Raw genomic sequence first — 12,433 nt, 5'->3', positions numbered from 1 at the left:
ATCAACCAGAAGATCATCCCACCCCGCCAACCAACGTGACAGCGCCGGTGGCGTGGTTGCTTGGAAACGACCAGTCCCCCACTCCGGGGCATTCCGCGACAGATTCGACGCCTGCGCGTAACGCACGGCAAGGGCGCTCCTCGTCCACCACGAGCTTCACCGCTTCGCTCACCGCATAGGCCACGACGGTGCCGAGACCGGTCAGAACGGATCCGGCAATCCCCCGTGTGTCTTTGCGGCGGATTGCCGTCCACCACATCCAGACCAGCAACATTCCGAGGATCACAAGAGTGCCTTCGGTGGCCATGTCCAGGAGGGGGCCCAGCCACGACGGTGCATCGGCCACCGACCCGGTCACCGACCGGTACGCGGACGCCGAAGCTCCACCTGTGACCTCGACAGCACCAACCTCACCCAGGCCACCGGGGGACAGCCAGGTGACAACTCCTGCTCCTACGCCCAGGACGGCCAGCGTGCCGAGCAGCCGACCGGCTCGCGCTTTCATTCGCGGTTTTCGTTCCATGAGGACCGAACGTAGAAGCGGCAATAGCCGGGAACCCGAGCCGAACGGCAGCACCGGACCTTGACGATCGTCAGGGCTGACAGCTGCGGGCACTCTCGTTCCGTGTCCCGGACGCACACCCGAAGTGGTGCCGGGCTGACGGCCTGGTCACTCGCGCTGGTTCAGGGCCCTGGTCAGTTGCCGGTTGGCTTCCCGGGCAGCCTCCAGTTCGGCCTCGCGCTCCTCCAGGGACGCCTTCAGATCGACGGTCTGCTGTTCCAGGCGGGTGATCGTCCGCTGGAGTTCCTCGACATCGGCGGGGGCACCGAGGCCGGACTCGTGCCAGACCTGTTCCCCGAGCGCGACGGAGAGGCGCTTCTCCAGCTGTTGGATGCGGCCCACCAGCCGGGTGCTGCGAGCCTGCGCGTTGGCGAGATCGGCCTGGAGCGAGGCGCGGCTGACAGGAGCGGAACCAGCAGGGGTGTTCGTGACGGGTTCGCGTTCGGCGGTGTGGATCAGGGCGAGCAGGTCGCGGTGGCGGTGGAGGAAGGTGCGGTCCACGCCGGCCTGCCGGGCGATGCCGGAGACGGTGATGGGTGAGCCGCTGCTGGCCGCTGTCGTGAGGGCGTTGGTCACCCGCTGCCGTCGGCGGTCGGTGCCGGCCTTTCGGCCGTCGTTCATTGCGGTCGTCACGGGGCGGTCCTCGGGGGGCGGACGTCGGGCAGGGGCTGGCCGATGCGGGGCATGCCGAGCAGGACGGTGGGGCTGCGGCGTACAAGGCTGACGGCCTGCTCGATCTGGGCGCGCTCCTCGGGCGTGAGGTCGTCGAGGTCGGACTTGACGCGTTGGATGAGGCGTCGGACTCGTCGGATCTCCTCTTCGGAGGGCATGGCCTGGGCTCGTGCCCAGTCGTCGGCCTCGAAGGCGGACATCAGGCGTTCGCGGCTACGGAGCAAGTCGGCGAGGTGGGCTTCGAGGTCGGGCAGGTAGGAGACGTCGGTGCTGAAGTGCTCGCAGCCCAGGCAGCGAAAGCGGAGCGGGCAGGCGTGACCGCCGGCGGCCACGTTGGACGGTTCCCGGCAGACGCCGTAGGCGGTGGCGACCTCGCCGATCGCCCGGCGCACGCGCTCGGAGTCCAGCAGGCTCTTCGCTGTGCGCCAGACCCGCTGACCGTGCCGGTCAAACTGAAGGGCGGTCACGCGGTCGACGGCCTCCCGGCGCCGTTCGGCGGCGCCGACTAATGGTGACGTCGGGTATTGGAACTGTCCGAATGCACCTGCGGGTCACGTGTGCTGTGCGTCTGGTGCTGTGTTGAGGAGAGGCGCCAGGGCTGTGAGGAGATCTTCGATCTGCCGGTAGTGCAGGGCGGTCATGCCCACTTCGCTGGCTGCGATGACGTTGGCGGCAGTGTCGTCGATGAAGAGACAGCGGTGGAGCGGGGCGCCGGCGCGTTCTGCGGCCAGGAGGTACACGCGGGGATCCGGCTTCATGACGCCGACGCGAGAGGTGTTCACCACGATGTCGGCGAGGTCGTCGAGCCCTTGCTGGGCGAGATCCCACTCCAGTCGGGTGGTCGCGTTGGAGACCAGAGCGACGGTTGCGATGGTGCGAGCCTGGGCGAGGAGGAACACGACCTCGTGATCGACGCGGGGCACCAGGTTGGACCAGTCGGTGACCGCAGCGTGGGCGTGGGCGCTCGATCCGCAAATTTCAGTGAGGTCCGCAGCCACCGCCGAGCGCCACTGCTCGTCGGTGGTCTCTCCGGTGATCGCGGGGTGAAGGCGTGACGGGGCGAAGGCCGCCTTCGCGAGTGCACCTGCGGGAAGCCCGTGGCTGCGTTCGATGCCATCGGCGGTGGGCCAGTGCCGGACCACGCCGTCGATGTCACAGAGCACAGCGTCGTAGGGGCGAGCGGTCATGGTGATGACTCCTTGGTGGTGGTGTTCCGCGAGCTCACTTCGGCCGCGTAGCTGGCCCAGTCGCCGGCGGAGAGCCGTTGCCAGGCGACGGCGACGTCGGTGTGGATGCCCAGGGTGCGGGCGAGGATCGCGGCGGGGATCTCGGTGGCGAGCTGGAAGAGTGCGGTGCTGCGGGCCTGGTTGGGCCGGATCCCGAGCTGGTTCAGCCGTTGTGTCAGCTGTGTGGTGCTGATCGGTCGTCCGGGCTGGCCTCCGGGGAAGAGCCAGGGTGAGGGGCCAGGGCGCCGATGGTCGCGTGGCCCTTGCGGTTCGCGGCGACGGTGCGGGCCAGTGCGGCGACGGGCTCGGGCAGCTGGACGGGTGCATCGCCGAGGTGGAGACGTACTGTCTGGGCGCCGACCTCGATGTCCTCGGTGGTCAACCGGTGGATCGCTGAGGGTTTTTGGGCATAGAGGAGGAGCAGCAAGGTGATGCGCCCCAGGGGATGGCCTGCTCGATGCGTCAGAACGCATACCTGGCAGTCGGGCCCGCGCAGCCTCACATCCGCGATCTCAGCACATCGACCTCACAGCCCGGCGCGAACGGGTCGAAGCCGTGCTCGACCAGCCAGCGAACTATCAGCAGGCTTCGCAACGACCACCACGCGTGGATCACGACAAGGTCGATGTCGGTGCCATAGCCGACGATGACGTCGGCGAGGTGCTCCTCGTGTCCGAGCGTGAAAGTGGCGAGGTCGTACAGGGCATCACCCTGGCCCGCCTCGGACCAGTCGATGATGCCGGTGACCTCGTCGCCGTCGACGAAGACGTGATCGATCTGCAGGTCGCCGTGCGTGAACGCCGGAATCCACGGCCGGAGCGCGGCCTCGGCGACCCGGCGGTTGCGGGTGACCAGGTCGGCGGGCAGGACGCCGTTCGTCACAAGCAACTCGCACTCGGCGTCGAGTTCCTCCGCCAGCGCGACGATGCTCCGGCCGGCCTGGCCCGGCCGGGACGGCAGCGGCGCGTCGTGCAGCTTCCGGATGGCGGCGCCCACCGCGGCCCACGCCGCCGGCGACCCGGTCGACGGCCCGCCGAGGCGCCCAAGCGTCGTCCCCGGGAGTGCGGCGGTCGCGAGCACGGACGGCTTGCGCCACAGGACCTCCGGGGTCGGGACCGGCGCGAGAGACATCGCCTCGACCTCGACATCAATGCGCGCCTGATCGGCGTCCACCTTCAGGAAAACGTCGCCGACGCGCAGAGTCGCGCGCTCGGAATGGGCGACAACGACTTTGACCTCATCCATGGGCGACCAGTATCCCGGGGATGAACGCCGACGTCGCCGGGTTTATCGCGTGCGATTACGCGGCTGACCGCGTCCCGCTACCCAGCGGCCTCGTGCACGACACGGGACTGCTGCAGGGTTCGGTGACACCTGACCTGGCTTGCTGAGAGGCAGCCTGGAAGGATGTTGCAGTGCCCAAGCCGTATCCGAAGGAGTTCCGCGAGGACGTCGTGCGGGTCGCGCGCAACCGTGCCCCGGCGTCACGCTGGAACAGATCGCCGCCGACTTCGGCGTCCACCCGATCACATTGTCGAAGTGGCTGCGCCGCGCCGAGACCGATGAGGGCGCCAGGCCCGCAACGGCCTCGGGCGAGTCGGCCGAGCTGCGCGAGGCCCGCAAGCGGATCCGGTTGCTGGAACAGGAGAACGAGGTGCTGAGGAGGGCCGCGGCGTACCTGTCGCAGGCGAACCTGCCGGCAAAATGATGTACCCGCTCGTCCGCGAGCTGGCCGCCGCCGCTGCCCCTTACCGGGTGCCGGTGGCGGTGACGTGCCGGGTGCTCGGGCTGGCCCGCCAGCCCTGCTACCGGTGGCTGACCAGACCGGTCACCGATGCCGAACTGGCCGAGGCATACCGGGCCAACGCCCTGTTCGACGCTCACCCCGACGATCCCGAGTTCGGACACCGCTTCCTGCTCGACGAGGCCCGCGCCCGCCGGTGAGGCGATGGCTGAGCGGACCGCCTGGCGGATCTGCCGGGACAATGGCTGGTGGAGCGCCTTCGGCAAGCGAAGATGCCGCGGCAAGAACGCCAAAGCCGGGCCACCGCTCCACGATGACTTGGTGCGGCGGAACTTCACCGCGGCCGGGCCGAACCGGTTGTGGCTCACGGACATCACCGAGCACGCGACGGGCGAGGGCAAGCTGTACCTGTGCGCAGTCAAGGACGCCTTTTCGGGCCGCATTGTGGGCTACTCCATCGACGCCCGGATGCAGTCCCGCCTCGCCGTGGCCGCGCTGCAGTCCGCCGTCGCCCGCCGCGGCCAAGTCGCCGGGTGCGTAGTGCATTCGGACCGCGGCTCGCAGGGTGGATTCAACTGGTCGTCGCAACACCCTGATCTCGGAGGTGTGCGACGTGGCTACGGCGGACTGGAGTTTGAAGACCAGCGATGTCCCGGAGGGGCGGCGTCGGCAGTGGCGCGCTGACCGTGCGTTGCGGCCGGCGATGCGTTCGCCGGGGCGGCCTGATCCGTCTCGGGTCGTGCAGCGCCAGTTCTGGCGACTGATCGCCACGGGGGTCACGACGGTGGAGGCGTCGTTGGCGGTCGGCGTGTCGTGGCCGGTGGGTGCGAGGTGGTTTCGTCACGCTGGCGGCATGCCTCCGATCTCGTTGGCCGAGCCCACGGGCCGGTACCTCACGTTCGAAGAGCGCGAGGAGATCGCGATCCTCAGGGCGATGAGCAAGGGCGTGCGCGAGATCGCCCGCGCCCTGGGGCGTGACCCCGGAACGATCTCTCGCGAACTGCGCCGCAACGCCGCCACGCGCAGCGGCAAGCAGGAGTACCGCGCGACGGTCGCCCAGTGGAAAGCACAGCAGGCCGCCAAGCGGCCGAAGACCGCGAAGCTCGCAGGCAACGACAGGTTGCGTGAGTACGTGCAGGACCGGCTCGCCGACAGCATCCGCCGCCCCGACAGCACGATCGTCCCCGGACCCAGGACGCCCGCATGGAAGGGGCTGAACAAGCCGCACCGGCAGGACAGACGATGGGCGACGGCATGGAGCCCGGAGCAGATCTCGCACCGTCTCCATGCCGACTTCCCCGATGATGAGTCCATGCGCATCAGCCACGAAGCGATCTACCAGGCGCTGTTCATCGAGGGCCGTGGCGCGCTCAAGCGGGAGCTGGTCACGTGTCTGCGTACCGGCCGGGCGCTGCGGACTCCCCGTGCACGGTCGCAGAACAAACCGCAGGGGCATGTCACCGCGGACGTCGTCCTCAGCGAACGCCCCGCCGAGGCCACGGACCGCGCGGTCCCCGGACACTGGGAAGGCGATTTGATCATCGGGACGGGCCGCTCCGCGATCGGCACGCTCGTCGAGCGCAGCAGCCGCTCCACGCTCCTGGTGCACCTGCCCCGGCTCGAGGGCTGGGGCGAGAAGCCGCCCGTGAAGAACGGCCCCTCGCTCGGGGGCTATGGCGCGATCGCGATGAACACAGCGCTCACCACGTCGATGACGCAATTGCCTGAGCAGCTACGCAAAACCCTCACCTGGGACCGCGGGAAGGAACTCTCCGCTCATGCCCAGTTCGCCCTCGATACCGGGACGAAGGTGTTCTTCGCCGATCCGCACTCGCCCTGGCAACGACCGACGAACGAGAACACGAACGGGCTGCTGCGCCAGTACTTCCCGAAGGGCACCGATCTCTCCCGCTGGTCGTTCACGGACCTCGAAGCCGTCGCCATGGCGATCAACAACCGGCCCCGCAAAGTCCTGGGTTGGCGGACGCCGACCGAGGTCTTCGAAGAACAGCTACGCTCGCTGCAACAGCCCGGTGTTGCAACGACTGGTTGAACTCGCCCAGTTCCGGTCCCGGAAGTTCGTCTCCGCTCTCGCCCGTCACAAAATGACCGGCTCGATGGGCCGGGTCGGTGCGGCGGGTGACAACGCCGCGATGGAGAGCTTCTTCGCGCTGCTGCAGAAGAACGTCCTCGACCGCCGTACCTGGGCCACCCGCCAGGAGCTGCGGATCGCGATCGTGACCTGGATCGAGCGCACCTACCACCGGCGCCGACGCCAGAAACGCCTGGCCCGATTGACCCCCGTCGAGTACGAGACCATCATGACCCCACCCGCAGCTCTGGCTGCATAGACCCCGCTGTCACCCGATCATGCAGCAGTCCCGTTCTGGTTCGGTGATGGAGGAGCGGAGGTTCTGGCTAGTGTGCTGAGCTGTCGCTTTGTCAGGTGGAGTGAGCGTTGGTCAGCGTGGTCAGTTTGCTTGCGTGCTGTTCAGGTTCGTTGAGTGCTGGTATGTGCCGGTGTGGTGTGGGGTGCCTGGACCGGTCTCTTCAGGCCTGTGACAGCATGCCGAAGACCTCGTCAGCCGCCGGAATGAATGGGGTGACTTTGGTGCCGACGGCCTCGACGACTCCGCAGACGTCGTCCGGGCACCACTTGCCGCCCGGTCCGTTGCCGCCGCCGTGAGGACGAAACCCTCTCCGCGATCTGCGCGTCGGTCTGTCTTCAGTTTCGGTCGGTCTCACAGTGCGTCCTTCCTCGCAAAGCGGCGCTGGTCGAGGCGTCGCGCGGGGTGGAGAAGTGGAGCAGGGCCGACTCGGCAGCGGCAGCGGCAGCGGCGTCGGTGTCGTCGTGTTCCTGTTCCTCGCCGTTCTCGCCGCCGGCCCGACGTTCTGCCGGTCCTCATCGCGCCGGACGTGCACCTTGCGCTTCCCGCTGCTGAGGGCACGGGAGGTGAGCTGCTCGACGAGTTGTTCGTCATGACTGCGGGGACCTTGGAGGGCTGCTACAAGAGGGCGGAAGCTGGCTGAGGCGACCATGTCGGTGGGCCCTCGCCGGGCTCCGGGAACACCGGCACGATGATCCGTGCGACCTTCGTTGAGCTGTCGCGGTTCAACGTGAGTGCGCGGCCGATGTTCTGCAATGGTGGTCGGCTGCGGCTGCCCGCGGCTGTGGCTGAGCGTGTCGGTTGATGGCGGCGATCACCCGCGGATCAGGCCCAACTCGCCCGCGCGTACTCCGGCCTGGAAACGGGAGTCCGCGTTGAGGGTGACGAGCAGTTCGGCGACCCGGCGGCGGTAGGTGCGCAGCGACATGCCGAGTTCCCGTGCGGCTGTCTCGTCGGTGGCGCCGGAGGTCAGGGCGCGCAGAACCCTTGCGGCTTGGGCGTCGATCCGGGGCCGTTGCGCGCTGAGGAAGGCCGCGAGGTCGGTGGCGCTCTCCCAGGCGGCTTGGAACAGTGCGTAGGCCCCGTCGACCAGGGCCGGTGTGGCGCTCATGGTGTAGGTGCGGTGTCCGTGGGCGGCCGGTGCGGGTGTGATGGGGCTGGTGAGGATCATGGTTCTCCGGTCGATGAAGAAGGTTCCCCGGGACAAGGGGGCGGCGGTGATCCGGATCTGCATGCCGTGTGCTGCCATCTCGCGCAGGGCTTCCCGGTCGCGCTCGTCGGCGAGTACGGCGGGGCTGTACAGCTTGCGGGCCGGAACTGCCCCGTTGCGGCGCATCGTCAGGCGGGCGGCCTCGCGCGCGCCGGGCCAGGTGTCGAGGTCGCGGGCGACGTTGACCCATTCCGTGTCGTCGGACTCCGTCAAGGGCTTGAGCCGCGTCCAGAGCTCAACATCACCGCGAAGCATCATGACCTGTGGCATGCGTTCATTGTGCGGGTGGCAGCAACATGCCACGCTCTCGTCGGCTGGTGCCGGGCCGTACAGGCTCAAGCCCATGAGCAACAGATTCCGCCTCGGCGGCGACCTGGACGTCAACCGGCTCGGATTCGGCGCCATGCGCCTGCCGTCCAAGGACGGTATGGGCGGCCCCGCCCGCGACCCGGAGGCCGGCCGTGCCGTGCTGCGGCGCGCCGTCGAACTCGGGGTCGACCACATCGACACCGCCGACTTCTACGTCAGCCACGACGGTGCGGTGCGTGCGAACAGCCTGATTCGCGAGGCGCTGTACCCCTACCCGTCCAACCTGGTCATCGCGACCAAGGTGGGCCCGATCATCCGTCCCGACGGCCTCCACCAGGGCACCCCGGCCGACATGCGCGGCCTTGTCGAAGCCAACCTCACCGGCCTGGGCGTGGACCGGTTCGATCTCGTCTACCTGCGAATCGGGGCGATGACACCCCCGCGCGGCGAGTCGCTCGCCGAACGCTTCGAGGCGCTCGCCGCGCTGCGCGAGGAGGGCCTGATCCGGCACCTCGGCCTCAGCAACGTCGACACCGCGCATCTCGCGGAGGCCCGCGCCATCGCACCTGTCGCCGCCGTACAGAACCACGCCGCCCAGTCTGGTGACGCGGACGTCCTGGCCGCCTGCCAGGAGTCCGGCATCGCTTTCGTGCCCTTCTTCCCGGTGGGCGGCGGTCGGGAACTCGACGACGAGCGTCTTGCGAAGGTGGCGGCCCGGCACGGCGCCACCGTCCCCCAGATCGGCCTCGCCCGGCTGCTGGCCACCTCCCCGGTGGCCCTGGCCATCCCGGGCACGGGATCCCTCCCGCACCTGGAGGACAACATGGCCGCCGCCGCGATCACCCTTACCGACGACGACCTCGCCGACCTGTCCTGACATCGCCCACGAAAGAAGCCCCTGCCATGAAGCTGCTGATCCTCGGCGCGACCGGTCCCACCGGTCGTCATGTCATCGACCTGGCGGTGCGATCCGGTGACTCGGTCACGGCCTTCGTCCGCAACCCGGCGGCCCTGGGTGACCTGGCCGAGCGGGTCACGCCGGTCACCGGCGACGCCATCTCACACCGCGACCTCGCCGCAGCGGCGGCCGGGCACGACGCGATCGTCTCCGCGCTCGGCAGGGGAAATTCGGTTCGCGCCGACGGCCTCTTCACGCGCGCCTCGGCGGCAGTGATCGGCGCCGCCGGGGAAGCGGGTGTCTCCCGCCTGGTGTGGCTGTCCTCGTTCGGTGTCGGCGACACCTTCCACTGCTCGAGCACCACACAGAAGCTGATCTACAGCACGCTGCTGCGGTCGATCTACGCCGACAAGGAGATAGCGGACGAGAGCATCCGCTCCAGCGGGCTGGACTGGACCGTGGTCTACCCCACCAGGCTGACCCACGGCCCCGCCATGGGTGCCTACAGGGCGGACGACCGGCTGCCGATGAAGGGCAACCCGACGATCAGCCGCGCGGACGTCGCCGCCTTCATGCACCAGGCAGCACACGGCAGCGAGTGGATCAACCGCGCCGCCGTGATCTCGGACTGAGTGTCCACACCCGAGTATGACAGTCGTTATAGACGGGTGTAACCTCGGACTCTATAACGTCTGTCATAGGAGGTTGTCGTGACGATCATTACCGTGAACGCCCCCAAGGGACGCCTCGGCCTTGAGCAGCGCCGTGAGCTGGCCGAGACGCTGACGGACGCGGTGCTGGTGCCCGAGGTGGGACAGCCCGCTCCGGCCGCCCGCGTCGGGTTCCAGGTGCACTTCATCGAGCGCGAGCTGGACATGATGGCCATCGGCGGACGGCTGCTTTCGGACGCCGGCCAGGAACTCGACGTGATGGTGATCGACATCGCGGTCATGGACGCCGCCTGGCAGCCGGACGTACGAGGCCAGGTCATCGAGCGCGTCCTGGCCGCGCTGGCGGAGTCCTGCGGACTGGAGGAGCCGTCACCGACGTGGTGGGTCAACTTCCGCGTGATCGACGAGGGCAGCTGGGGCTCGTCCGGGGGCGTGCTGTCCGTCCTCCCGCTCCTTGAGAGCGGTGTGTTCACGGAGGAGAGGGCCAAAGCCGTCCGTGCCGCGCTGGGCGCCTGAAGTCGACAGCGGCGGTTCCAGGCATGCACGGAGCCCTGCCCCTGCCCGGTCAGCACTTGATCGCGGCGAGGACGAGAGCCTGCAACTGCTCCGCGGTGCGGTCCAGGGGCTGAGTGCTGCGCTTGGCGCGGCACATGGCCACGGTCCCCTCGACGGCCGCGACGACGAGGGTGGCGAGCTGGGCCGCCTGCTCACGCTCGGCGCCGTGCTCGCGCAGCGAGTCGGCCAGCAGGCTCTCCCAGGCGTCGAAGACGTCGGCTGCGGCTACCAGGGCGGCCGGCGTCTCGTCCGTGGGCGGCTCCTCGATGGAGACGGCGAGAACCGGGCAGCCCGCCCGGAAGTCACTGTCGACGACGATCTTGCGCCACAGGCCGAGGAACGCCCGCAGCCCGGCGACCGGTCCCGCCTCCAGCTCTTTGCGCAGACGGCGCGCGACCCACTCACCCGTGTAGCGGACGGCCTCGGTGGCCAACTGCTGTTTGCCGTCGGGGAAGTAGTGGTACGTCGAGCCGAGCGGCGCCCTGGCGTGCTTGGCCGTGTCGCGGATGCTCGTCGCGTTCAGGCCGCGCCGGCTGATCATGTCGGCCGCGCCGGCCACGATCCGCTCGCGCGCCGCCGGGCTGGGCTTGGTCACGTACATGATCCCTTCTGACCCCACTGGATATAACAGCCGTCATAGTCTAGCGTGACCGGCACTTATAACGACCGTCATAGACCTGTGTCGAACGACAAGAAGACGAACGAAACAAAGCGAGGTATGCCATGCCGATGATCCGGCTCACCGCCCCGGCCGCCGCCCTGACCGCACAAGGCCGCCAGAGCATCCAGCGTGACCTCGCGGCGGTGCTGCTGCGCTGGGAGGGCGCACCCGACACGGCGTTCTTCCGCGCCCAGGCGTGGAGCTACCTCACCGAACTGCCGGAAGGCGCCCAGACCACCGCCGAGGACGACGCGCCGCGCTTTTTGGTGGAGGTCACCGTCCCACAGGGAGCCCTGTCCGAGCGCCGCAAGGCGGGCCTGGTCGAGGAGGCGACGAAGACCGTCCTGGCCGCAGCCGGCCTCGGCCGGGACGACGCCCCGCGGGTGTGGGTGCTTGTGCACGAGCAGCCCGACGGCTCCTGGGGTGCGGGCGGCTCCGTCATCCGCTACGCCGACCTGGTGGCACTGGCGAAGGGACAGAGCACCGATGCGTGAACTGACCTACATCGCCCGGCGCACCGTCGAATGGCACGAGGCACCCGACCCTCCACTCCAGTCCGATGTACAGGCGATCGTCGCCCCGGTGGCCGCCACCTCCTGCGACGTCGACTCCTCCATCCTGGCCGGTCACGGCTTCATCGACCCACCGTTCGCCCTCGGCCACGAATGCGTCGCCCGAGTCGTCGAGACCGGCGACGCCGTGACCACCGTCGCACCCGGCGACCTGGTCGTCGTCCCCTGGTCCATCAACTGCGGCACCTGCGAGCGATGCCGGGCCGGGCTGACCGCGCACTGCACCGCCGTCCCCTACATGGCGATGTACGGCGCACCGATCGGCGGCACTTGGGGCGGGCTCTTCTCCGACCTGGTCCGCGTGCCCTACGCCGACGCCATGCTCGTCCCGCTACCGGCCGGCCTCGACCCGGTCGCCATGGCCTCGGCCAGCGACAACTGGTCCCTGGCCTGGCGACTGGTCGCCCCGCACCTCAAGGCCCGCCCCGGAGCACGCGTCCTGGTCGTCGCCCGCGGCAGCATCGGCCTATACGTGTGCGACATCGCCCGCGCCCTCGGCGCCTCCGACGTGCTCTACGTCGACCCCGACCCCGAACACCGCACCCTGGCACGCGCGTTCGGGGCCGCGACCGCCGAGACCCTGGATCCGATTTCCCAGGGCTACGACATCGCCGTCGAGGCCACCGGACGCGTCGACCAGCTCGCCCTGGCCGTCAAATCCCTGACTCCGGAGGGGATTTGTGAGTCGGCGGGCAACCATTTCCGTCCCGGTGAACTGCCCCTGCTCGACATGTACCTCACCGGCGTCACCCTGCGCATCGCCCGCGACAACGTACGCGCCCACATCCCCGACGCCCTCGAACTCGCCGCCTCCGGCAAGGTCGCCCCCGAGAAAGTCGTCTCCCACGTCATCGACTGGGAGGACCTTCCGACCGCGCTGCCGGAGAAGCACCTGAAGCCGGTCTTCGTCCGGACCGATGACTGACCCCACCTGGCCCGCACCCCACCAGCCCACTCCACCGAGAA

Annotated in this window: 14 protein-coding genes and 3 pseudogenes; 8 read left to right on the top strand and 9 right to left on the bottom strand. The window is 69.0% G+C overall.

Annotation, left to right across the window (positions count from 1 at the left end; genetic code table 11):
• Positions 1-13 precede the first annotated feature (13 nt).
• The 6 genes from QF032_RS40305 to QF032_RS40280 form a co-directional block, all read right to left on the bottom strand.
• Positions 14-307, bottom strand: a complete 294-nt coding sequence (locus QF032_RS40305; protein WP_307049830.1) for a phosphatase PAP2 family protein — start codon at positions 305-307, stop codon at positions 14-16.
• 363 nt (positions 308-670) lie between these two features.
• Positions 671-1,195 carry a hypothetical protein gene (locus QF032_RS40300; protein ID WP_307049829.1) on the bottom strand — a complete coding sequence of 175 codons (525 nt, stop codon included), beginning with the start codon at positions 1,193-1,195 and terminating at the stop codon, positions 671-673.
• The gene (locus QF032_RS40295) at positions 1,192-1,701 is read right to left on the bottom strand and encodes a hypothetical protein (RefSeq protein ID WP_307060101.1); all 510 of its coding nucleotides are present in this window, start codon (positions 1,699-1,701) and stop codon (positions 1,192-1,194) included. The genes QF032_RS40300 and QF032_RS40295 overlap by 4 nt, the downstream gene beginning before the upstream one ends.
• A gap of 84 nt (positions 1,702-1,785) precedes the next feature.
• Entirely contained in the window at positions 1,786-2,421 is a 636-nt protein-coding gene (locus QF032_RS40290) for an HAD-IA family hydrolase (RefSeq protein WP_307060099.1), read from the bottom strand.
• A gap of 214 nt (positions 2,422-2,635) precedes the next feature.
• Entirely contained in the window at positions 2,636-2,842 is a 207-nt protein-coding gene (locus tag QF032_RS40285) for a hypothetical protein (protein ID WP_307060098.1), read from the bottom strand.
• Positions 2,843-2,958: 116 nt separating this feature from the next.
• Positions 2,959-3,705, bottom strand: coding sequence for a phosphotransferase family protein (locus QF032_RS40280; protein ID WP_307060096.1), 747 nt, complete (start codon positions 3,703-3,705; stop codon positions 2,959-2,961).
• A 170-nt stretch (positions 3,706-3,875) separates the two neighbouring features.
• Here QF032_RS40280 and QF032_RS40275 point away from each other — a divergent pair.
• The 3 genes and pseudogenes from QF032_RS40275 to QF032_RS40265 all read left to right on the top strand — a co-directional run.
• A pseudogene (locus QF032_RS40275) lies at positions 3,876-4,768 on the top strand (IS3 family transposase); the annotation flags it as partial.
• 70 nt (positions 4,769-4,838) lie between these two features.
• Positions 4,839-6,257, top strand: a complete 1,419-nt coding sequence (locus QF032_RS40270) for an IS30 family transposase (protein WP_444875865.1) — start codon at positions 4,839-4,841, stop codon at positions 6,255-6,257.
• Between the two features lie 4 nt (positions 6,258-6,261).
• A pseudogene (locus tag QF032_RS40265) lies at positions 6,262-6,555 on the top strand (IS3 family transposase); the annotation flags it as partial.
• A 395-nt stretch (positions 6,556-6,950) separates the two neighbouring features.
• On the opposite strand, the pseudogene QF032_RS40260 reads toward QF032_RS40265, so the two are convergent.
• A pseudogene (locus tag QF032_RS40260) lies at positions 6,951-7,347 on the bottom strand (DEAD/DEAH box helicase); the annotation flags it as partial.
• Positions 7,348-7,405: 58 nt separating this feature from the next.
• Positions 7,406-8,071 (bottom strand): helix-turn-helix transcriptional regulator, encoded by a 666-nt coding sequence (locus QF032_RS40255; RefSeq protein ID WP_307060094.1) that lies wholly within the window; start codon positions 8,069-8,071, stop codon positions 7,406-7,408.
• Positions 8,072-8,144: 73 nt separating this feature from the next.
• Here QF032_RS40255 and QF032_RS40250 point away from each other — a divergent pair, with 73 nt between their 5' ends.
• The 3 genes from QF032_RS40250 (at position 8,145) to QF032_RS40240 (ending at position 10,195) form a co-directional block, all read left to right on the top strand.
• Entirely contained in the window at positions 8,145-8,987 is an 843-nt protein-coding gene (locus tag QF032_RS40250) for an aldo/keto reductase (RefSeq protein WP_307060092.1), read from the top strand.
• A gap of 26 nt (positions 8,988-9,013) precedes the next feature.
• On the top strand, positions 9,014-9,640 hold the full coding sequence (locus QF032_RS40245; protein ID WP_307060091.1) for an NAD(P)-dependent oxidoreductase: 627 nt from the start codon (positions 9,014-9,016) through the stop codon (positions 9,638-9,640).
• A 78-nt stretch (positions 9,641-9,718) separates the two neighbouring features.
• Positions 9,719-10,195: a tautomerase family protein gene (locus QF032_RS40240; RefSeq protein WP_307060090.1), complete on the top strand. Its 477-nt coding sequence runs from the start codon at positions 9,719-9,721 to the stop codon at positions 10,193-10,195.
• 49 nt (positions 10,196-10,244) lie between these two features.
• Here the strand turns inward: QF032_RS40240 and QF032_RS40235 are convergent, their stop codons facing one another.
• Complete coding sequence (locus QF032_RS40235; RefSeq protein ID WP_307060088.1) at positions 10,245-10,835, bottom strand: TetR/AcrR family transcriptional regulator; 591 nt, start codon at positions 10,833-10,835, stop codon at positions 10,245-10,247.
• A 122-nt stretch (positions 10,836-10,957) separates the two neighbouring features.
• On the opposite strand from QF032_RS40235, the gene QF032_RS40230 reads away from it, so the two are divergent.
• Together QF032_RS40230 and QF032_RS40225 are read left to right on the top strand one after the other, a co-directional pair.
• Positions 10,958-11,389, top strand: a complete 432-nt coding sequence (locus QF032_RS40230; RefSeq protein WP_307060086.1) for a tautomerase family protein — start codon at positions 10,958-10,960, stop codon at positions 11,387-11,389.
• The gene (locus QF032_RS40225) at positions 11,382-12,392 is read left to right on the top strand and encodes a zinc-dependent alcohol dehydrogenase (protein WP_307060084.1); all 1,011 of its coding nucleotides are present in this window, start codon (positions 11,382-11,384) and stop codon (positions 12,390-12,392) included. The genes QF032_RS40230 and QF032_RS40225 overlap by 8 nt, the downstream gene beginning before the upstream one ends.
• The last annotated feature ends 41 nt before the right edge of the window (positions 12,393-12,433 follow it).

The sequence above is a fragment of the Streptomyces achromogenes genome (assembly GCF_030816715.1).
Classification (GTDB): Bacteria; Actinomycetota; Actinomycetes; order Streptomycetales; family Streptomycetaceae; genus Streptomyces; species Streptomyces achromogenes_A.
Note: the sequence above shows the minus strand (reverse complement) of the source record. Positions and strands in the feature narration are given on the sequence as shown.